16 protein-coding genes are annotated in these 20,352 nt (G+C 74.3%); 7 read left to right on the top strand and 9 right to left on the bottom strand.

The features are described 5' to 3' along the window. Positions 1-7: 7 nt before the first annotated feature. The 3 genes from ACN27A_RS03640 to ACN27A_RS03630 all read right to left on the bottom strand — a co-directional run bounded on the left by ACN27A_RS03640 (position 8) and on the right by ACN27A_RS03630 (position 1,901). Complete coding sequence (locus tag ACN27A_RS03640; RefSeq protein WP_151453168.1) at positions 8-373, bottom strand: nuclear transport factor 2 family protein; 366 nt, start codon at positions 371-373, stop codon at positions 8-10. A gap of 106 nt (positions 374-479) precedes the next feature. Next, positions 480-920, bottom strand: a complete 441-nt coding sequence (locus tag ACN27A_RS03635; protein WP_421449787.1) for a DUF6194 family protein — start codon at positions 918-920, stop codon at positions 480-482. A gap of 150 nt (positions 921-1,070) precedes the next feature. Further along, positions 1,071-1,901, bottom strand: a complete 831-nt coding sequence (locus ACN27A_RS03630; protein ID WP_421449786.1) for a nitroreductase/quinone reductase family protein — start codon at positions 1,899-1,901, stop codon at positions 1,071-1,073. 323 nt (positions 1,902-2,224) lie between these two features. Here ACN27A_RS03630 and ACN27A_RS03625 point away from each other — a divergent pair, with 323 nt between their 5' ends. Next, positions 2,225-2,800, top strand: coding sequence for a maleylpyruvate isomerase N-terminal domain-containing protein (locus ACN27A_RS03625; RefSeq protein ID WP_421449784.1), 576 nt, complete (start codon positions 2,225-2,227; stop codon positions 2,798-2,800). Positions 2,801-2,808: 8 nt separating this feature from the next. On the opposite strand, the gene ACN27A_RS03620 is transcribed toward ACN27A_RS03625, so the two are convergent. Further along, positions 2,809-3,279 (bottom strand): DUF1992 domain-containing protein, encoded by a 471-nt coding sequence (locus ACN27A_RS03620; protein ID WP_421449782.1) that lies wholly within the window; start codon positions 3,277-3,279, stop codon positions 2,809-2,811. Between the two features lie 63 nt (positions 3,280-3,342). Next, on the bottom strand, positions 3,343-3,909 hold the full coding sequence (locus ACN27A_RS03615; RefSeq protein WP_421449780.1) for a GNAT family N-acetyltransferase: 567 nt from the start codon (positions 3,907-3,909) through the stop codon (positions 3,343-3,345). A gap of 111 nt (positions 3,910-4,020) precedes the next feature. On the opposite strand from ACN27A_RS03615, the gene ACN27A_RS03610 reads away from it, so the two are divergent. Next, positions 4,021-4,671, top strand: a complete 651-nt coding sequence (locus tag ACN27A_RS03610; RefSeq protein ID WP_151453162.1) for a LysE family translocator — start codon at positions 4,021-4,023, stop codon at positions 4,669-4,671. 41 nt (positions 4,672-4,712) lie between these two features. Here the strand turns inward: ACN27A_RS03610 and ACN27A_RS03605 are convergent, their stop codons facing one another. Next, positions 4,713-6,746, bottom strand: a complete 2,034-nt coding sequence (locus tag ACN27A_RS03605) for a beta-galactosidase (RefSeq protein ID WP_421449778.1) — start codon at positions 6,744-6,746, stop codon at positions 4,713-4,715. Positions 6,747-6,907: 161 nt separating this feature from the next. Between ACN27A_RS03605 and ACN27A_RS03600 the strand changes: the two genes are divergently transcribed. Next, the gene (locus tag ACN27A_RS03600) at positions 6,908-9,247 is read left to right on the top strand and encodes a TIM-barrel domain-containing protein (RefSeq protein WP_421449777.1); all 2,340 of its coding nucleotides are present in this window, start codon (positions 6,908-6,910) and stop codon (positions 9,245-9,247) included. A gap of 49 nt (positions 9,248-9,296) precedes the next feature. Here ACN27A_RS03600 and ACN27A_RS03595 read toward each other — a convergent pair whose 3' ends face one another. From ACN27A_RS03595 to ACN27A_RS03585, 3 genes are read right to left on the bottom strand one after another with little or no spacing between them, the layout of a single operon-like run. Then, positions 9,297-10,268: a carbohydrate ABC transporter permease gene (locus ACN27A_RS03595; RefSeq protein WP_421449776.1), complete on the bottom strand. Its 972-nt coding sequence runs from the start codon at positions 10,266-10,268 to the stop codon at positions 9,297-9,299. Next, on the bottom strand, positions 10,265-11,302 hold the full coding sequence (locus ACN27A_RS03590; RefSeq protein WP_421449775.1) for an ABC transporter permease: 1,038 nt from the start codon (positions 11,300-11,302) through the stop codon (positions 10,265-10,267). Before ACN27A_RS03590 ends, ACN27A_RS03595 begins: the two co-directional genes overlap by 4 nt. Continuing rightward, positions 11,299-12,960, bottom strand: a complete 1,662-nt coding sequence (locus ACN27A_RS03585; protein WP_421449774.1) for an extracellular solute-binding protein — start codon at positions 12,958-12,960, stop codon at positions 11,299-11,301. Before ACN27A_RS03585 ends, ACN27A_RS03590 begins: the two co-directional genes overlap by 4 nt. 193 nt (positions 12,961-13,153) lie before the next feature. Between ACN27A_RS03585 and ACN27A_RS03580 the strand changes: the two genes are divergently transcribed. The 4 genes from ACN27A_RS03580 to ACN27A_RS03565 all read left to right on the top strand — a co-directional run bounded on the left by ACN27A_RS03580 (position 13,154) and on the right by ACN27A_RS03565 (position 20,331). After that, positions 13,154-14,374, top strand: a complete 1,221-nt coding sequence (locus ACN27A_RS03580; RefSeq protein ID WP_421449773.1) for an ROK family transcriptional regulator — start codon at positions 13,154-13,156, stop codon at positions 14,372-14,374. A 223-nt stretch (positions 14,375-14,597) separates the two neighbouring features. Beyond that, entirely contained in the window at positions 14,598-17,054 is a 2,457-nt protein-coding gene (locus tag ACN27A_RS03575; protein WP_421449772.1) for a glycoside hydrolase family 3 C-terminal domain-containing protein, read from the top strand. Further along, positions 17,051-18,109, top strand: a complete 1,059-nt coding sequence (locus ACN27A_RS03570) for a LacI family DNA-binding transcriptional regulator (RefSeq protein ID WP_421449770.1) — start codon at positions 17,051-17,053, stop codon at positions 18,107-18,109. The genes ACN27A_RS03575 and ACN27A_RS03570 overlap by 4 nt, the downstream gene beginning before the upstream one ends. Further along, on the top strand, positions 18,106-20,331 hold the full coding sequence (locus tag ACN27A_RS03565) for a glycosyl hydrolase family 95 catalytic domain-containing protein (protein ID WP_421449769.1): 2,226 nt from the start codon (positions 18,106-18,108) through the stop codon (positions 20,329-20,331). Before ACN27A_RS03570 ends, ACN27A_RS03565 begins: the two co-directional genes overlap by 4 nt. Positions 20,332-20,352 lie beyond the last annotated feature (21 nt).

The following is a 20,352-nucleotide window of genomic DNA, read 5'->3' as shown; positions in this document are numbered from 1 at the left end:
TCGCCCGTCAGCGGTGGTCGTTCTCCTTCAGCTCGATGACCCACGCGCGGCGCTCGGCGATCTTGCCGTCGCGCATGACGAACACCTCCGCCATCGACATGCGCATCTCCTCGCCGGTGTCGCGCCGCACCGAGCCGACCAGCTCCGCCATCACGGTGTCGCCCTGCTCCACCATGCGTACGACCTCCAGCCGGGGCGGCGGCACGAAGCCCGGCCCCTCGATCGCGGCGTCGTACGCCTCCTTGCCCTTCAGGTGGAAGGCACCGTAGACCGTCCACTCGATGTCGTCGGTGAGGCAGGACAGGATCTGCGCGTGGTCGTTCTTGCGGAAGCCGTCCAGGTAGGTCTCGACGGTCTGCGTGTTACGCGACATCGCGCGGTGTCCCCTCGTCTCGGCGAGCCTGCCCGACGGCAGCCCTGCCGAAACTAACCCCGGGGTGTGACGGCCGGTGCGTGGGACGCGCCGGCCGCCACGAATCTCAGGACGAGCCCCGCCGGGACCGGTGGTTGGCGTGCTTGCGGGCCGCGAAGTCGTACGCCTCGGCCAGCAACTGCCGCACCGTGTCCACGCTCGCCTCGCCGGGGTTCACGACACACACCCAGTGCTGCGGGGCGTAGACCGGATGCGGCAGCACGGTGTCCGGCACCGTGTGGTCGACGTCCGGCCCGTGCCCCTGCGGAAACAGCGCCCCGTACGCCGAGCGGGTCAGCCCGACGTTGAGCCGCCACGCGCCCGGCCTGCCCAGGTCGGAGGCGTCGTCGTAGTGGTCGCCGGTCACGATCGTCGCGAACGGCAGCTGTCGCTCGGCGGGCAGGTCCCGCCCGGGGTCGTAGATGTAGAAGGTGTCCCCGTTCGCCTCCAGGGCGTCCACCCCGTCGAAGGTCTCGCGGATGTACCGCTGCATGTCCCCAACGTCCATGCCTCAAGTTTTTCATTGAAATGCTTATTGAGGCTTACGCCGGTCTTCGGCTCGCCGATAGGCGGTGAACCCTCAAATCCGGGCACAACCGGGTCGCGCACGGACTCCGTCCCGCAACCGGGGCCGGTCGCGGGACGGAGTCGCCTGCCGTCAGCCGGTGCCGTCGAGGACGGGAATGAGCTGCTCCTCCTCGTACGCCAGATGGGCCTCCAGCTCGGTGCTGAGACACTCGACCTCCCGGCGGGCCTCGTCGGGGTCGGCGTCGGGGTCGCCGACGACCTGCTGGAGGCGTTCGACGAGGGCCGCGATGCGACCGTGCTCCTCGCGCAGCCGGGCCAGCGCCGGGGCGAGGTCCGGCCGTTGCCCCTCCAGGCCGGCGAACATGCCGTCGTCCTCGTTGCGGTGGTGGTGGTGCAGGCCGTGGCAGAAGGTCAGGCAGTTCACCCGCAGCTGCGCGCCCAGTCCCGGGCCCGAACGGGCGACCTCGTCGCGGATCAGCGCCAGCTCCCGGCGGAACGCGTCGTGGACGAGTTTGAGCGCCGCGCCCCAGGACGCCGCCTCCGGCGGCCCGCCCGCCACCTGGTGCAACGCCACCACGGGAATGACCCGCGCCGTCTTCGCCTGGTACGCGGCCCAACCGGGGTCGGCCTCCACGGCCCGGGCGAAGATCTCGTCGCGTTCGGCGCCGGCCAGCACGACCGCGCGGGCCTGGTAGGTGAAGACCCCGTCCTCGACGGTGGCGAGCGGGTCGGCGACGAGGTTGTGGTACCAGTCGGGGTGTCTCGGGCCGCCCCCGGCCGAGGCGATGACGAGGATGCGTTCGCCGTCGGGCAGGTAGCCGACCGGAGTGGTGTGCGGGGCGCCGGAACGGGCCCCGGTGGTGGTGAGCAGGATCAGCCGGGCCCCCTCGAAGGGACCCCCGACCCGGCCGTGGTTGGCGCGGAACTCGTCGATGATCTGCTGGTTGAAGTCGTTGGGCAATGCTCTGCTCTCTGCTCGGGCAGGGATGTGCGGCCACGATGGATCGCCCGCCCGGCGACCGGTGGCGGCGAGGATGCGGATACGCCGGCGGACGACCGGCGTGGACGGTGGGAAGCGCGCTGCGGTGGACGTGGCGTCGACACCGGCAATCGCGGGGACGGCGGGCTACGGGCCCGCCCCCGGCTCACCTGACGGCCGGGTGCCCTGTCCGCTCGTGGCTCATGGCCGACCCGGCAGTCACGGATCCGACCGTAGTGCGGGTGACGACGGCTGGCAAGCGTCATCCGGTTGCGGCAGCGGGGGCACGGTGGCACGGTCGGCAGATGCCCGAGCTGACCGGCGTCGACGTGGACCGCGCCGTGACCGAGATGACCGCCGTGCTCGGCCCGCACACCGGGCGGGACTGGACGGTGCCGGCCGGCGGGCTGGACTGGAGCTGCTGGACCACCGCCGCGCACGTCGCGCACGACCTGCTGGCGTACGCCGGCCAGGTCAGCGGGCGACCCGACGACGGCTACCTGCCGTTCGACCTGACCGTCTCCCCCGCCGCCGGCCCGGCCGAGGTGCTACGGGTCGTCGTCGCCTGCGGCGGCCTGCTGCGGGCGGCCGTCGACGCTGCCCCGCCGGAGGCGCGGGCCTGGCACTACGGGCCCTGCGATCCGGCGGGCTTCGCGGCGATGGGGGTGGCGGAGACGCTGCTGCACACCGACGACATCGCCCGCGGCCTCGGGGTGTCCTGGCAGCCGCCGCAACCACTGAGCGCCGCCATGCTGCGGCGGCTCTTCCCGGACGCGCCCGCCGGGCCCGCGCCGCAGGTGCTGCGGTGGCTGACCGGCCGTGGTGAACTGCCCGGCCGCCCCCGGCGCACGTCCTGGTCGTGGCAGGCGGCGGTGGACTGAGCGGGGGGCTACGCCACCCGGCGGCGCCAGGGCGGTCGCCAGCCCCGCCGGCGCGGCGCAGCCGCCCGGGGCGGGGCCGGGATCGCGGCGGCGGGGGTCTTCCGCTCGGCCCGCCAGCGGCGGACCACCTCGTCGGCGTTGACCGGGCGCACCGCGACCCGGGGCCCGGTGGGCGTACGCAGCCAGGAGAGGATCTGGGCGTTGAGATCGGCGACGAACGCGCGCACGGACTTCTCGGTCGGCAGGTCCCGCACCTCGTCGGGGACCTGTTCGATGCGGCGGCGCAGTTGCAGCGGCGTCGGTAGCAGCAGGTCGGTGGGGAGCTTCTCCCGCTCCAGGAAGCTCTTGATCCACCACGACTCGTCGTACGGCTGGCCGCGGCCGGGGATCGGCTTGCCCATGCCCGGCAGGTCGTCGAACTCCCCCTGCTCCTGCGCCGCGCGGATGCGCGCCTCGACCGTCGCTTCCCAGCTGTCCACCTGCCGCCACCTCCCCCGGACCCCACGGTAACGCGGCCGCCGCGTCGAGACCGACCGAAGACGTCAGCGCACCGACCCGGCCGGGCATTCCCGGTCCGACCGGGCCCAGCGGGCGTGCCGGTGGCCGTCGCGGGGGAACGGCGGACGGGCCGGCAGCACCTCCTGGAAGACGTAGCCGGCCTTCTCCGCGACGCGGCAGGACGCGGGGTTGTCGATCTGGTGCAGCAGGTCCAACCGCCGCAGGCCGGCGAACCGGGCGAACGCCCAGTCGGTGACCGCGCCCAGGGCGTGCGGGGCGACGCCCCTGCCCCGCGCGGGCGCGGCGGTCCAGTAGCCGACCTCGGCGTCCTCGCCGCCTTCGGTGACGTTCTTGAGGACCACCTGCGCCACCAGGGTCTCGCCGTCCGGGTGCGGCTCCAGCACGGCGAAGCAGAACCGGTGGCCGTCGTCCCAGTCCCGGTGTGCCGCGGCCAGGAACCGGCGCGCCTCGGCGGTCGTGGTCACCGGCGCCCGGGTCCAGCGCAGCAGCACAGGGTCGCGGTACGCGGCGATCAGGGCCTCGGCGTCGTCGTCGCGCCAGGGACGCAGCAGGAGCTCCGGCATGGTCGGGGTGGCGGGGGCGTGCAGCATCGGCCCAGTGTGCCGGTCGCCGTGTCGAGCGTGGGGGCGCGCGGCACGCGGGCACGCGGGTCGGCGGCGTACGGCGTAGGGTCGGCGCGAGCATCGGCAACGGGGGGAAGCATGGTCGGTACGGGTGCACTGGTGGGCATCGCGCTGGTGGCGCTGGGGATGGTGTTGACCCCCGGGCCGAACATGGTCTACCTGGTGTCCCGGTCGGTGACGCAGGGCCGGCGGGCGGGGCTGGTGTCGCTGCTCGGCGTCGCCGCCGGATTCGGCATCTACCTGGCCGCTGCGGTCGCCGGCATCGCCACGGTGTTCGTGCTCGTGCCCGCCCTGTACACGGCGGTCAAGCTGGCCGGCGCGGCGTACCTGCTGTGGCTGGCCTGGCAGGCGCTGCGACCGGGCGGGCAGTCGCCGTTCGCCCCGGCGCCGCTGCCGCCGGACCCGGCCCGGCGGCTGTTCACCATGGGCCTGGTCACCAACCTGCTGAACCCCAAGATCGCGATCCTCTACGTGTCGCTGCTGCCGCAGTTCATCGACCCGGCCCGTGGCCACGTGGCGGCGCAGAGCCTGCTGCTGGGGCTGACCCAGATCGCGGTGGCGCTGACGGTGAACGCGCTGATCGTGCTCAGCGCCGGCGCGCTCGCCGGGTTCTTCGCCCGCCGGCCGCTGTGGCTGCGGGTGCAGCGACTCGTGATGGGCACGGTGCTGGCGGGGCTGGCGGTGCGGATCGCCGCCGACCGGTCCCGCGCCGCCGTCGCCATGCCCTGACCGCCAGCCCCACCCCTGACGGCGGGCCCACCCCGACAGCGCTATTCCGGGCCGTCGGCGCCGCCGGTCTCCCGGAGCACGGCCGCGCCCCCGGCGGGCAGGTGCACCTCCGTGGTGGCTGTCGCGCCGGTGAGCAGGTCGACCCCGGCCGCCGGGACCCGCTGCGGCCGGTCGGTGTGGTTGAGCAGGAACAGCCAGCTCGCCCCGGCGGCGCGTCGGCGGACCGCCTCGACCCCGGCCGGCGCTGCCGGGCAGACGGGTGTCGCGCCGGCCGCCCGCGCCGCCCGCGTCACCAGTCGACGGTAGGTGGCGTCGTCGGGTCGGGTGGACAGGTACCAGGTCGTGCCTGCGCCGCTGCGGTGGCGGGTGACCGCCGGCAGCCCCGCGAGCGGGCCACCCGCGTACGAGGCCACCGGCTCCGCGCCGGCGAGGCGTACCGTCTCGGCCCAGAGGCGACCGGTCCCGGCGTCGGACAGGGGCACCGTCTCGCCGTCGGCGAGGGGGTGGAACTCCTCGACCCGTACGCCCAGCACGTCGCGGAACGCCCCGGGGTGACCGCCGAGCCGGACGCGGGCGTGCTCGTCGGCGACCCCGCTGAGCCACGTCACCAGGAGATGGCCGCCGCCGTCGACGTACGCGCGCACCCAGTCGGCGGTGGCGTCGGAGGCCAGGTAAAGGGCGGGCAGCACCAGCAGCCGGTACCCGTCGAGCCGGTCGCCGGGCAGCACGATGTCGGTGCCGAAGCCGGCGCGCCACAGCGCCCGGTGCGCCGCCGACACCTCGTCGCGGTGGTTGAGCAGCGGCGACGGCATCCCCGGGTGGCCCAGGGCCCAGCCGCTGGCGGCGTCCCAGGCGATCGCGACGGCGGCATCGACGGTGCCGTCGTCGACCTCCGAGATCCGCTCCAGCGTCGCGCCGAGGTCGACGGCCTCCCGGAACACGCGGGTGTCGGGGCCGGCGTGCGGCACCAGCGCGGAGTGGAAGCGTTCCGCCCCGCCGGCCGGGGCCCGCCACTGGAAGAACATCGCCCCCTGCGAGCCGCGCGCGACGTGGGAGAGGCTGTGCCGGGCCATGCGGCCGGGCTCCTTGGCGTGCATCCGCCCGCCGCTGTGGATCTGGTTGGGGGCGCTCTCCATCAGCAGCCACCGCGCCGAGGAGTCGGCGCCGCCGGTGCGCCGCCGGGCGCCGTGCCGGGCCCAGCCCCGGGCCAGGTCGGCGGCGAGGGCGGTCTGTTCCTCGGCGCCGCCGTCGGTGGCGTCCGGGTAGTGGTCGATCGCCACCAGGTCCACCTCGGCGGCCCAGCGGGCGTGGTCGACCGGCACCCAGTCGCCGAGGACGTGGTTGGTGGTGACCGGGACCGCCGGGTTGGCCGCGCGCAGCAGGTCGCGCTGCTCGGCGTACGCGGCGAGCAGGGTGTCCGACCAGAAGCGGCGGAAGTCCAGCAGGTGCCCCGGGTTGGCCAGGTACTGCGTGGCGCGGGGCGTGTCGACCTGCGCCCAGTCGGTGTAGTGCTGGCTCCAGAAGCTGGTGGCCCAGGCGGCGTTGAGCGCGTCGAGGTCGCCGTGCCGGTCGGCCAGCCAGCGCCGGAACGCCCGGGCGGTGTGCGCGCAGTGGCAGGTGGTGCCGTACTCGTTGTGCACGTGCCACAGCGCGAGGGCCGGGTGGTGGGCGTAGCGGTCGGCGAGGGCGGCGGCGATGCGCCGGGCGGCGGCCCGGTAGGCGGGCGCGGCGGCGCAGTAGGTGTCCCGGCTGCCGTGGTGCAGGCGTACGCCGTCGGCGGTCACCGGCAGGGCGTCGGGGTGGGCCAGCGAGAACCAGGGCGGGGGCGACGCGGTCGGGGTGGCCAGGGCGACGGAGATGCCGTTGTCGTGCAGCAGGTCCAGCACCGCATCCAGCCAGTCGAAGGTGTGCCGGCCGGGCTCCGGTTCGAGTCGCGACCAGGCGAACACGCCGACGGTGACCAGGTTGATCCGGGCGCGGCGCATGAGGGCGACGTCCTCGCGCCACACCTCGGCCGGCCACTGTTCGGGGTTGTAGTCGCCGCCGTAGCGCAGCCCCGCACCGTCACCCCACATCGCCCACCACCAATTTTGTTGGGGAGGCGTCCAAAATATTGACGGGGTTTGCGCCTGTCAACGCCGATGATCCGCCGATCCGGTGCAGGTTGACGTTGACAGTTAGTTGGGAAGCCAAAGAAACTGGCGGGACCGCCGGAACCATCCTGGAGGAGACGCCGATGCCCTACCGACCGCCGTTGGTCCCGTACGAGACCTTCGTGGCCGACCCACCCGACCTGCCGGTGCGCGGCCCCGGCGAGGACGCGGCCGCCGTCGTCGGTCGGGCCGAGGTCGTCGCGACCGACGCGCACGGGGTGACGTTCAAGGCCGCCCTCTCCGACGGCGCGAGCATGGTGGTGCGCGTCGACGCCGCCGGTGAGGGGGTGATCCGGGTACGCCTGTCCGACGATCCGCAGGCCCGCAGCCGCTCCGCGCGGGCGCTGTCCCTGGTGCACCCCGGCAGCCACCCCGCCACCGTCACCGTCGACGACACCCGCGTCCGCATCGACGCCGGCGCCGTGGTCGCCGAGATCCGGCTGGACCCGTGGCACCTGCGCTTCCTCGGCCCCGACGGGCGGCTGCTGCTCGAACAGGACCCGGGCACCCGCGACATCAGCGGCCGGCGGCGCACCCTGCCGTTCGGCCGCTCCACCGTCGACGGCGCGCCCGTCGCCTGGCACGAGAGCTTCGTCGCGCCCGGCGACGAACGCTTCGTGGGCTTCGGCGAGAAGTTCACCCCCCTGGACAAGCGCGGGCAGCGGCCGCTGATGTGGAACTTCGACGCCTTCGGCGGCGAGTCGGACCGCTCCCACAAGAACGTGCCGTTCTACCTGTCCGACCGGGGCTACGGGGTGCTGGTCGACAGCGGGCTGCCCGTGCAGTTCGACGTCTGTCAGTCCACCCACAGCAGCGTGCAGCTCCTCGTCCCCGACGACCTGCTCGACTACTACGTGCTGGCCGGCCCGACCCCGGCGCAGGTGCTCGACCGCTTCGACCGGCTCACCGGCCGGCCGTACCTGCCGCCGAAGTGGGCGTTCGGCGCCTGGGTCTCCTCGGGCTTCTTCCCCGACTCGCAGGAGCGGGTGCTGGAGCGTGCCCGCCTGCTGCGCGAGCGCGGCATCCCCTGCGACGTGCTGCACCTGGACTGCTACTGGCAGGTCGCCGGCCGCTGGTCGGACCTGCAGTGGGACGCCGAGGCGTTCCCCGACCCGACGGCGATGCTGCGGAGCCTCGCGGAGCAGGGCTTCCGGGTCTGCCTCTGGATGAACCCGTACCTGATGACCGACAGCCCGCTCTACGCCGCGGCGGCCGAGGCCGGCTACTTCCTGCGCCACGCCGACGGCACGACGTACGTCGCCGACGTCTGGCACGGCAGCCATCCGGCGAGCGCCATCGTGGACCTCACCAACCCGGCGGCCGTCGAGTGGTTCACCGGGCTGCTGCGGCCCCTGCTGGAGCAGGGCGTGGCGGTGTTCAAGACCGACTTCGCCGAGGGCGTGCCCGTCGACGCCGTCGCCCACAACGGGATGACGGGCGTCGAGCTGCACAACGTGTACGCGCTGCTGTTCAACGACGTCGTCGCCGAGGTGACGCAGGAGGTGACCGGGCACCGCACGGTGTGGGCGCGCTCGTCGTACCTCGGCGGGCAGCGGCACAGCGCCCAGTGGAGCGGCGACGTCAACGCCACCTGGCCGGGGCTGGCCAGCACGCTGCGCGGCGGGCTGTCGCACGGGCTCTCCGGCGTGCCGTTCTGGAGCCACGACACCGGCGGCTTCCACGGCACCCCGACGCCCGAGTTGTACGTCCGGTGGACCCAGTTCGGCGCGCTGTCGCCGCTGGTCCGCCTGCACGGCACCACCAGCCGGCTGCCGTGGGACTTCCCCGCCGAGACCGAACGCGACGCGGTGGCCGCCCTGCGGCTGCGCTACCGGCTGATGCCGTACCTGTGGTCGGCGGCGGTGCGCTCGGCCGCCGACGGGGCGCCGATGATGCGCGCGCTGCTGGTGGACACGCCCGACGACCCGACCGCGTGGACGACGGACCTGCAGTACCGCCTCGGCACCGACCTGCTGGTCGCCCCCGTCACGGACCCGTCCGGGCGGCGCGACGTCTACCTGCCGGTGGGTGACGACTGGGTCGACGCCGCCACCGGCGAGCGGCACCCCGGCGGGCGGCACCTGCGGGTTGACGTGCCGCCGCACCGGCTGCCGCTCTACGTCCGCCACGGCGCGCTCGTGCCGGTGGTCGCGCCGGGCGACACGGTCGGCGACGGGCCGTTCCGCGACGTGACGCTGGTGAGCTGGGGCGCCGTCGACGCCCGTACGGTGCTGCACGACGTCGACGGCGACACCGTCGTCGAGGCGGTCCGCGACGGCGACACCCTGCGGGTACGCACCGACGGTCCGCTGCGGGTGGCGCACGTCAGCGTCGCCGGCGCGGACCTGCCGGCCCGGCTGCTGCTCAACGGCGAGCCGGTCACCCCGGCGCCCTTCGACGGGTGGTTCCCCGACCCGGCCTGACAGCGAGCGGCGCCCGACCCGTCAGGGGTCGGGCGCCGCTCAGGCTCGGTCAGCCCTTCACCGCACCGGTGATCACACCCTTGGTGAAGTGCCGCTGCACGAACGGGTAGACGATCACCGCCGGCACGACGGTCACCATCACCACCGCCATCTTCACCGCCAGGGTCGGCGGGTACGCGCTGATGCCCGGCAGGCTCACCGCCGCCCCGGACACGTTCGGCGACTGGCCGGCGAGGATGTAGCTCTGCAACACCCGCTGGATCGGGAACTTGTCGTTGTCGTCGATGTAGAGCACCGCGTTGAAGTAGGCGTTCCAGTAGCCGACGGCGTAGAAGAGACCGACGACGGCGATCACCGCCCTGGACAGCGGCAGCACGATGCGCCACAGGATGCGGAACTCTCCCGCGCCGTCGATGCGGGCGCTGTCGAGCAGCTCACCGGGGACGTTCATGAAGAACGCCCGGATCACCACCAGGTTGAACACGCTGATCGCGCTGGGCAGGATCAGCGACCAGATGCTGTCCTTGAGCCCGAGGCCGGTGACCACGAGGTAGCTGGGCACCAGACCGGGGAAGATCAGGAAGGTCAGCAGGAAGAAGAAGAGCAGTCCCCGGTGCCCCACCGACCCGGGCCGGGACAGCCCGTACGCGGCGAGGACGGTGAGCACCAGGCTCACGGTCGTGCCGAGGACGGTGACCAGGGTGCTGATCCACACGGCCTGGGTGATCTGCCCGCCGCTGAAGATGGTGACGTACGCCGACGGGTCTATCTCGCGGGGCACCATCACCATCCCGCCGGCCTCGTCGATCGTGCTGCGCGAGGCGAGGCTGGTCACCAGCACCGCCCACAGGGGCACGAGCACGGCCGCGACGAGCAGCACGAGCACCGCTCCCTTGGCCACGGTGCCCGCCGCCGTGGGCGGTTCCTCCCAGGCCGGGCGACGGGAGTTGCGCCGCCGGGGCGGCGGGTCGAGTGTCGGGCGCGCCGGCACGGGGCCGACGCCACTGAGCTGTGCGGTCATGACTTTGCGTACACCCCCTGCTCGCCGAGCCGGTGTGCCACCTTGTTGGCGGTGAGGATGAGGACCAGCCCGACCACGGCCTTGAACAGGCCGGCGGCGGCGCCGAGGCCCCACTGCTGGGTGCTGATGGCCTGGTAGTAGACGAACGTGTCCAGCACCTCGGCGGCCTCCCGGCCGACGGCCTCGCGTTGCAGGATGAACTGCTCGAAGCCGACCGACAGCGCGTCGCCCAGCCGCATGATGAGCAGCAGCACGATCACCGGACGCAGGCCCGGCAGGGTGATGTGCCACAGCCGCCGCCACCGGCCGGCCCCGTCGGCGGCCGCCGCCTCGTACAGGTTGGGGTCGATCGCGGACAGCGCGGCCAGGAACACGATCGCGCCCCAGCCGACGTCCTTCCACACCGACTCGGCGGTGACCAGGACGATGAACGTGTCCGGGTTGGTCATCACGTTCCAGGGCTGCAGTCCGGCCTCGCGCATCTCCTGGGCCAGCAGCCCGGCGCCGCCGAGCATCTGCACGAAGAACGTGACCACCAGTACCCAGCTGAAGAAGTGCGGCAGGTAGACGACGCTCTGCACGAAGCCCCGCACGCGCCCCGAGACCAGGCTGTTGAGCAGGATCGCCAGCAGGATCGGCAGCGGGAAGAAGAAGACGAGCTGGAACGCGGTGATGGTGAGGGTGTTACGCACCGCGTCCCAGAACAGCGGGTCGCCGAAGAGCGCCTCGAAGTTGCCGAAGCCGATCCACTCGCTGTAGAGGAACGCCTCGAGGGGGTCGTCGCCGACGAACGGGTTGTAGTCCTGGAAGGCGATGACGTTGCCCAGCGTCGGCACGTAGTGGAAGACCAGCAACAGGCACGCGGCGGGCGCCGTCATGGCCAGCAGCGGCCAGTCCCGGCGCAGCCGGTCCCGCAGGGTACGCCGGGGCCGGACGGGCGGCGTACGACCGGCGGCCCTGCCTCGACGGCCGGGCCGGGTCGGGCGGGTGTCTGCCGGCGCGTCGACCGCGCCGGCGGTGCCCGGGCCGCTCATCGGCCGTTGTCGGCGAGCGCCTTCTCGTGGAACGCGCGCCCCTCCTCACCGCCGGAGGCGAGGAACTCCTTCGTCACCTGGTCGAGGTCGCTGATCGGGCGACGGCCGCGCAGGATGTCGCGGATCTTGTCCTCCGTCGGCTGGAGGATCTTCGACCAGTTGGCCGGCAGTTCCAGCTTGATCCCGGCGAACAGGTCCTTCTCCAGCAGGCCGATGTTCTTCTTGTAGTAGTCCAGGTACTGCTGGACGTAGTTCGGCGTGTCGCTGCTCTTCACCTTCACCGGGACCCGGCAGAAGTTGTACTGGCCGCCCAGCTCCTTGCGGCCGAGGTCGCTGGGCAGCGGACTGCCGTCGGAACCCCGGGTGAAGTGCTTGCCCTCCACGCCGTACTCGCGCAGCTCGAACTCGCGGCTGCCGAACGGCGCGGCGCACCAGTTGAGCACCCGCAGCAGCTCGTCGACCCGCTCCGCGCCGGCGCCCTTTTTCAGGAAGGTGAAGAAGATCGGCTTCTCGCTGCCCCAGATGACCGGCTGGGCGCCGGCCGCGCCGAACACCGGCAGCGGCTGCATGTCGAAGCTCGGCAGGACCTTGGACTGCTCGCCCTGCAGGCCCTGCCACGCGCCGAGCCCGTCCTGGAACATCGCGATCTTGCCGGCCTTGAAGAGCTGCTTCTCGTCGGCGCCCTTGCTGGCCACCGTGTCGGGGTGCACCAGCCCCTCGGCGAAGAGCTTCGCGGTGAACTCCAGGGCCGCGCGGAAGGCCGGGTTCTCGAACTTGTGCTCCAAGCCGCCGTCGGGCTTCTTACGCCAGTACTGCTGGCAGCCGAAAAGCTGCTGCACCGAGTCGAAGATGCTGCCGAACGCCCACACCCCCTTGCCCGGGTCGGTGAGCTTCCTGCCCAGCTCGTGCAGCTCCTCCGGCGAGGTGGGCGCGGTCAGGCCGGCCTTGTCGAACAGGTCCTTGCGGTGGAACAGCGCCCACGCGAACACGCCGTCGGTGGGGTACGGCACGGCGTAGAGCCGGCCGGCCCAGACCGAGTACTCCCACGCGCCGGTGGGCAGCGCGGCGAGGTACGGGTACTTCGCCGCGTTGTCGCCCTTGAGGTGGTCGGTGAGGTCCTCGAACAGCGCCTTGACGGCGTCGGAGAACCGGGCGACCTTGTCGACCTCCCAGTTGGGGACCATGAGCAGGTCGGGCACGTCGCGGGCGCCGAGCATCGCGTTGAGCTTGTCGGCGTAGGTCGTGCCGTCCTGCAGGCTCGGGTCCAGGTCCACGCCCAGCTTGGCGTTGACCGCCGCCAGGTAGGAGTTGCGGCCCAGGGTCGGCGGGGTGGGCCCCCACCACGGGCTCATGCTGCGGATCGCCGGGCCGCCCCGGCCGGGCTGCTCGGTGACGGCGTCGACCAGGCTGCGGGGGTAGCTGAGGTAGCCGTCGGGGATCGGCCCCTCCCCGACGATGTCGGGCTTGAGCAGGTCGGCCGGCTTGTGGGTGGGCAGCACCGACCGGATCGCGTCGGCCTGCGTGGCGCTGCCCTTGCTCCCGGCCTCCTTGCTGCAACCGGCCAGGGTGGCGCCGCCCATCGTCGTGGCGGCGCCGAGGCCGAGCAGGCGCAGCAGGGACCGTCGGTCGGTGGATACGCCCGGCAGGGACGGCTTCACGGCGCACTCCCTTCGTCATCGGATAACGGTTTCGCGGACCGTTCGTGTCCGGCTAGAATTAGTTGGGGTTCTAGCCGAACAAACTAATCGACGGTGATCCGTCCCACAAGACAGCGGCACCCGCCACGTAAGCGATGATGGGGCGCGCGGCACCACCGGGATCGCGCACCGTCGCCCAGGGAGCGGACAGATCGTGATCAGCAGCCACAGCGAACCGCGGCCGAGCGACCTCGGCGACGTCCGTACGGCCAACCGGGCCGTCGTGCTGCGGCACGTCCGCCGCCACGCCCCCTGCTCCCGGGCCGACATCGCGGCGCACACCGGCCTGAACAAGGCCACCGTGTCCAGCCTGGTCGGCGAGCTGATCGAACGGCGGCTGCTGCGCGAGACCGGGCTGACCGAGAACCGGGTCGGTCGTCCCGCGACCATGCTCGTCCTCGACGGCGCCCCGTACGCGGCCCTGGGCATGCAGATCGCCGCCGACGAACTGGTGGTGGTCGCCGTCGACCTGGCCGGCACCCGGCTGCTCACCTGGCGGCGTGCCTTCGCCGCGCCCACGTCCTCCCCCGCCGAGACGGTCCGCGCGCTGGCGGCCCTGGCCCGGCGGGCGATCACCCGGCTGACCGGGCAGGGCCGCCGCGTGCTCGGCCTGACCGTGGGCGTGCCCGGCCTCGTCGACGCCGACGGCGCCGTCCCCCGGGGCACCGCCCTCGGCTGGCGGGAGGTGACCCTCGCCGCCGACCTGCGCGCCGCACTGCGCGAGCCCGGTCTCACCGTCGACGTCGACACCGACGCCAACCTCGCCGTCCTCGCCGAGCACCGCCACGGCGCGTACGCCGGGGCCGCCCACCTGGTCCACCTCACCGGCGGGGCCTCCGTCGGCGCGGGGATCGTCGCCGGCGGCCGGCTGCTGCGCGGCGGACGGGGATTCGCGGGCGAGATCGGGCACCTGACGCTCGACCCGGCTGGTCCCGCCTGCGGGTGCGGGCGGCGCGGCTGCCTGGCCGCGTACGCCGGACTGCCGGCGGTCGTCGGCCGCCTGCTGCCCGACACCCAGCAGGACGGGCCGGTCACCGACTTCCTGCCCGAGATCGAACGGATCCAGGCGCTGGCCCGCCAGGGCGACCCCGGCGTCCTGGCCGGACTGGCCGACGTCGGCTGCCGGCTCGGGCACGCCGCTTCCGTCCTGGCCAACCTGCTCAACCCGCAGGCCGTGGTGGTCGGCGGGCACTTCGCGACCCTGGCGGAGTGGCTGCTGCCGGCGGCCCGCACGGAGTTCGCCGCGCGGACCCACGCCCCGGATTCCGGCGGGTGCCTGCTCGACGCCTCCACCCTGGACTCGGCGGCCACCGCGCTCGGTGGCGCCACCGCCTCGCTCGCCGCCGTCGAGTCGGGTCGGCTCCCTTCGGCGTGACCCCCGGGGCCACCGGGCCTTGACCGGACCGGCGCGGGGTGCCAACCTCGAACCGCCGCCCTGTGGCTCGGGCACCCGGGGCGGCATGTCTCGCGCAGTCGTCGAAGCGCTTCAACGCTTCCGGGCCGGCGGCCGCCACCCCCACCGCGACGCCGCTCGCGCCACCGTTCGTCGAAGCGCTTCGACACGGTCGTGACGCGGACCCACGGAAGGCGACCCGACCATGACCGACCACCCCGCCCCCTCCCCGCACGCCATCGTCGACGACCTGCTGGATCGGCTCACCCTGCCGGAGAAGCTCGGCCTGCTGCACCAGTGGCAGGCGCCCGTGCCCCGCCTCGGCCTACCCTCCTTCCGCACCGGCACCGAGGCGCTGCACGGGGTGGCCTGGCTCGGCAGGGCCACCGTCTTCCCGCAGGCGGTCGGGCTCGCCAGCAGCTGGAACCCCGAGCTGGTCCGCGCCGTCGGCGCCGCCGTCGGCGACGAGGTACGCGCCAAGCACCACGCCGACCCCGAGCGGGTCGGCCTCAACGTCTGGGCGCCGGTGGTCAACCCGTTGCGCGACCCCCGCTGGGGACGCAACGAGGAGGGCTGGTCCGAGGACCCGTGGCTGACCGGGCGGCTCGCCACCGCGTACGCCCGGGGGCTGCGCGGCGACCACCCGCAGCGGCTGCGTACGGCGCCGACGGTCAAGCACTTCCTCGCCTACAACAACGAGACCGACCGGGCCACCACGTCCAGCGACATGCCACCCCGGGTGCTGCACGAGTACGAGCTGCCCGCCTTCCGCGCCCCCCTCGCCGCCGGCGCGGCCGTCGCCGTGATGGCCTCCTACAACCTGGTCAACGGGGTGCCCGCGCACCTGAGCCCGCTCATCGAGAACGAACTGCGCCGCTGGACGCCCGAGGAACTGCTGGTCGTCGGGGACGCCGGCGCGGTGACCAACATCGCCGGGGTGCAGGGCCACCTGCCCGACCACGTCAGCGGCTTCGCCGCCGCCCTGCGCGCCGGGATCGACAGCTTCACCGAGGACGACGCCGACAGCGCCCCGACCGTCGCGCGACTGACCGAGGCGCTGGACCGGGGGCTGATCACCGGGTCCGACGTGGACCGCGCCGTCCGGCGGATCCTCACCGTCCGGGTCCGCCTCGGCGACCTGGACCCGCCGCGCGACGACCCCTTCGCCGGCGTCGCGCCGGACGCCGTCGACCGCCCCGCGCACCGGGACCTGGCCCGCGAGGCCGCCCGCCAGTCGATCGTGCTGCTGCGCAACGACGGGCTGCTCCCGCTGACCGATGCGGACCTGCGGGTGGCCGTGCTCGGCCCGCTGGCCGACGCCGTCCACGAGGACTGGTACAGCGGCACCCTGCCGTACGCGGTGAGCGCGTACCAGGGCCTGGCCGAGCGACTGTCCACGGTCACCACCCACCCCGGCACCGACCGGATCGCGCTGCGCGTCGGCGGGCGCTACGTCGGCTGCCCCGACAGCCCCGACGGCGGCCCGCTCACCGTCGGCGCCGACGCCACCGGGTTCGACGTCTTCGACTGGGGGCGCGACGTGGTGGCGCTGCGCGCCGCGGGCAACGGCCGGCACGTCGGAGCCGACGAGGCCGGCGCGCTCGCCAACGACCGCCCGGGACCGGGCGGCTGGGTCGTACGCGAGACCTTCCGCTTCCACGACGGCCCCGACGGCACGGTGCTGCTGCACCACCTCGCCACCGACCGGTACGTCGCCGTCGACGCCAGCGGGCGGCTGCGCGCCGACGCACCGACCCCGGGCGCCGCGACCCGCTTCACGGTGGAGCTGCTGGCCGACGGGGCCGCCGAGGCCGCCGCCCTGGCCGCCGAAGCCGACGTGGCGGTGGTGGCGCTGGGCAACCACCCGATGGTCAACGGCCGGGAGACCGAGGACCGCGTCGACCTGGCTCTGCCCACCGGCCAGGAGACGCTGCTGCGGGCGGTGCACGCCGCCAACCCGCGCACCGTGCTGGTGGTGACCAGCAGCTACCCGTACGCGGTGGGCTGGGCCGAGGAACATCTGCCGGCGGTGCTCTGGTCGGCGCACGGCGGCCAGGAGCAGGGCACCGCCCTGGGCGACGTGCTGCTGGGCGACGCCGAGCCCGGCGGCCGACTCACCCAGACCTGGTACGCCGACGCCGCCGAACTGCCCGACCTGCTCGACTACGACGTGATCGGCTCCGACGCCACCTACCTGTACCACCGGGGCGACCCGCTGTACCCGTTCGGCCACGGGCTGAGCTACACCCGCTTCGAGTACGCCGGCCTGCGGCTGAGCGTCGACGAGGCCACCGCCGGCGAGGAGGTCGAGGTGAGCGTCGAGGTCACCAACGCCGGCGACCGCCCCGGCGAGGAGGTCGTGCAGCTCTACACGCGCCAGCGCCGCTCCCGCGTCAAGCAGCCGCTGCGCCAGCTGCGGGACTTCGCCCGGATCAGCCTCGCGCCGGGGCAGCGGCAGGTGGTGCGGCTGCGGCTGCGTACCGCCGAGCTGAGCTGGTGGGACGAGACCCGGGGCCGCCGCGTGGTGGAGGACGCCACCCACACGGTCATGGTCGGGCGCTCCGCGCGCGACGTGCGGCTGGTCGGCACCCTCGCCGTACGCGGCGACGAGGCGGCCACCGACGGCCGGGCGGCCGTGCCGGCCTCGGGGCGGGCGCGGTGAGCGGGGCGCGGGGGCGCCCGTCGCCCGGGCAGCCCACCATCGCCGACGTCGCCCGGCACGCCGGGGTCGCGGTGAGCACCGTGTCGTACGTGCTCAGCGGCAAGCGCGTCATCTCCGAGGTCACCCGCAACCGGGTGCTGGCCAGCATCCGGTCGCTCGGCTACCACCCGCACGCCGGCGCGCGGGCCCTGGCCAGCCGGCGGGCCAACGTGATCGCGCTGGTGCTGCCGCTGCGCGCGGGGATGCAGGTGCCCGTGGTGATGCAGTTCGCCATGGCCGTGGTCACCACCGCCCGCCGCTTCGACCACGACGTGCTGCTGGTCACCTCCGACGAGGGGCCCGCCGGCCTGCGGCGCGTCGCCGCCACCGCCCTGGTCGACGGCGTCCTGGTGATGGACGTGGAGCTGGACGACCCGCGGGTGCCGCTGCTGCGGGCGCTGGCCCGGCCCAGCGTGCTCATCGGCCTGCCCGCCGACGCCACCGGCCTGACCTGCGTGGACCTGGACTTCCACCGGGCCGGCGGGGCCTGCGTCGCGCACCTGGCCGGGCTGGGGCACCGGCGCGTGGCGCTGCTCGGCGCGCCCGCCGCCGTCTACGACCGGGGCACGGGCTTCGCGCACCGCACCCGCACCGGCGTGGTCGAGGCCGCCGCAGGGCACGGCGTCGACGCGGTGGCGCTGCCCTGCGAGGAGGGGGCGGCGGCCGTCCGCCGCACCCTCGCCGACCTGCTGGAACGCCACCCCGACGTGTCGGGGCTGATCGTGCAGAACGAGGCCGCCGTGGACCCGGTGCTGGCCACGTTGCCCGCGCTGGGCCGGCGCGTGCCGCAGGACGTGTCGGTGGTCGCCGTCTGCCCCGACCGCTTCGCCGAGCAGGCCAGCCCGATGCTCACCGCCGTGCCCGTCCCCGCCGAGGAGATCGGCACGCAGGCCGTGTCGCTGCTGATGCGCAAGCTCGACGGCGAGGCGGTGCCGGAGGTCACCCTGCTGCCGCCGCGGCTGACGGTACGCGGCAGCACCGCCGCACCCGCCCCGGCGGCGAGGGCCGGCCGGTGACGGCCGGGCCGTCACCCGCCGCGCACCGCATCGTCGACACCGCCCCCGCCGGGCGCTGGGAGGACGCGTTCCTCTCCGGCAACGGCGAGGCCGGGATCATGGTGTACGGCCGGCCACACGCCGAACGCATCATCGTCAACCACCACCGCTTCGTCCTGCCCAACGGCACCCGCGACGCCCGGCCGCCGGAGCTGGCCGCCCTGCTGCCCCGCGTCCGTGAGCTGATCCTCGCCGGCCGGCGCGCCGAGGCCAGCCGGCTGCTCGCCGGCGACGGGGTGCTGCGCTGGACGCAGTCGTTCCATCCCGGCTTCGCCCTCACCGTCGACGCCGTGGCGCCCGGCCCCGTCGACGGCTACCGGCGCCGCACCGAGTTCACCACCGGGGAGGTCGTCGTCGAGTGGGCGGGCGGGCGGCGGCGCTCGTTCGTCTCCCGGGCCGACGCGCTGGTGGTCACGCACGTCGACGCGGGCACCTGCGAGGTGGGCGTCACCGGGGACCTGCCGGGCCGGCCGGATCCGGTGCGCTACACCGTCGCCGCGTACCGCCGGGGGGAGCTGGTCTTCCTGCGGGTGCGGGGCCGCTACCCCGACGCGGGCGGCGCGTACGGCTTCGAGGGGCTCACCCTGCTGCGCGGCGACGTGGCGGTCCTCGGCGACGACCGGGTGGCGGTACGCGGCCCGGTGCTGCTGACCACGGCGATCGACCGCCCCGACACGCCACCCTGGCGCACCGGCGAGCTGGAGGAGCGGCTGGCGGCCCACGCCGGCGACGACTACGAGAGCCTGCTGGCCCGGCACGTCGTGCTGCACGGCCGCGCCTACGGGCGGGTGAGCCTGGACCTGCGGGTGCCGGACGCGCAGCGGGAACTGCCCGTGGGCGAGTTGCTCGCGGCGCAGGACGCCGACGCGGGCACGCTGCGGCCGGCGCTGCTGGAGCGGCTGTTCCACGCCGGCCGTTACCTGCTGCTCAGCTCCAGCGGTGTCCTGCCGCCCCGGCTGACCGGGCTGTGGCTCGGCTCGTGGGACGCCGCCTGGGCGGGCGACTTCACCACCGACGCCAACCTGAACCTGCAACTGGCCGGCGCGAACGTCGGCGCCCTGCCGGAGGTGACCGCGGCCCACGCCAACCTGGTACGCGGCCAGGTCGACGACTGGCGGCGCAACGCGCGGGCGATCTACGGGGCCCGGGGCCTGCTGGCGCCCAGCCGCACCGACGGCGAGCACGGCCACCTGTTCCACCTGCACGAGGACTGGCCCTTCGCCGCGTGGCTGCCCGGCGCGGACTGGCTGCTGCACCCGCTGCACGAGCAGCACCTGGTCACCGGTGCGCCCCTCGGGGAACTGGCCGGCTGGCTGGCGGAGGTGGCGGACTTCTTCGCCGACTTTCTCACCGTCACTGACGAGGCGGGCACGGTGGTCGTGGTGCCGTCGTACTCGGCGGAGACCGGTCCGCACGACGAGCGGGGGCGGGCGGTGCACGTGGCCGTGAACGCCACGATGGACATCGCCGCCGCCCGGCACGCCCTGCGTACCGCCGCCGAGGTGACCGGCTCGCAGCGGTGGGCGGGGCTGCTGGGGCGGCTGCCCGCGTACCGGGTGGACGGGCGCGGGGCACTGGCCGAGTGGGCGTGGCCCGGCTACCACGGCGACGACGACCACCGCCACGTCAGCCACCTCTACCCGGTGTGGCCGCTCGACGAGATCAACCCGGACGACACCCCCGAGCTGGCCCGGGCCGCGCACCGGGCGCTGACGCTGCGCGGCGACGAGAACCTCTCCGCGCACGGCAGCCTGCACCGGGCGCTGGCCGCCGCCCGGCTGCACGACGGGGCGCTTACCGCCGCGAACCTGCTGAAGATCGTCGGCAACGACATGTTCTTCCGGTCGCTGATGAGCGCGCACAACCCGGGCCTGGTGACGTACAACGCCGACGCCGCGCATGCCCTGCCGGCGGTGCTGATCGAGTCGCTGGTGCAGTCCCGCCCGGGGCTGCTGCGGCTGCTGCCGGCCGCGCTGCCGGGCCTCGACGCGGGGGTGCTGCGCGGGGTGGCCTGCCGGGGCCGCGTCGGCGTCGAGGAGCTGTCCTGGTCGCCGGGGCGGGTGCGGGCCCGCCTGTGCTCCCCCGTCGCGCAGCGGATCAGCGTGCGCAGCCCGTACGGCGCACGGGACGTGGACCTGGCCGCGGCGACACCGATCGAGGTGGCCTTCGGCGCGCCGGACTGACAGCCGCGCCGGGCTGACGGG

Source organism: Micromonospora sp. WMMD737, assembly GCF_049179055.1.
GTDB lineage: Bacteria > Actinomycetota > Actinomycetes > Mycobacteriales > Micromonosporaceae > Micromonospora > Micromonospora reichwaldensis.
Note: the sequence above shows the minus strand (reverse complement) of the source record. Positions and strands in the feature narration are given on the sequence as shown.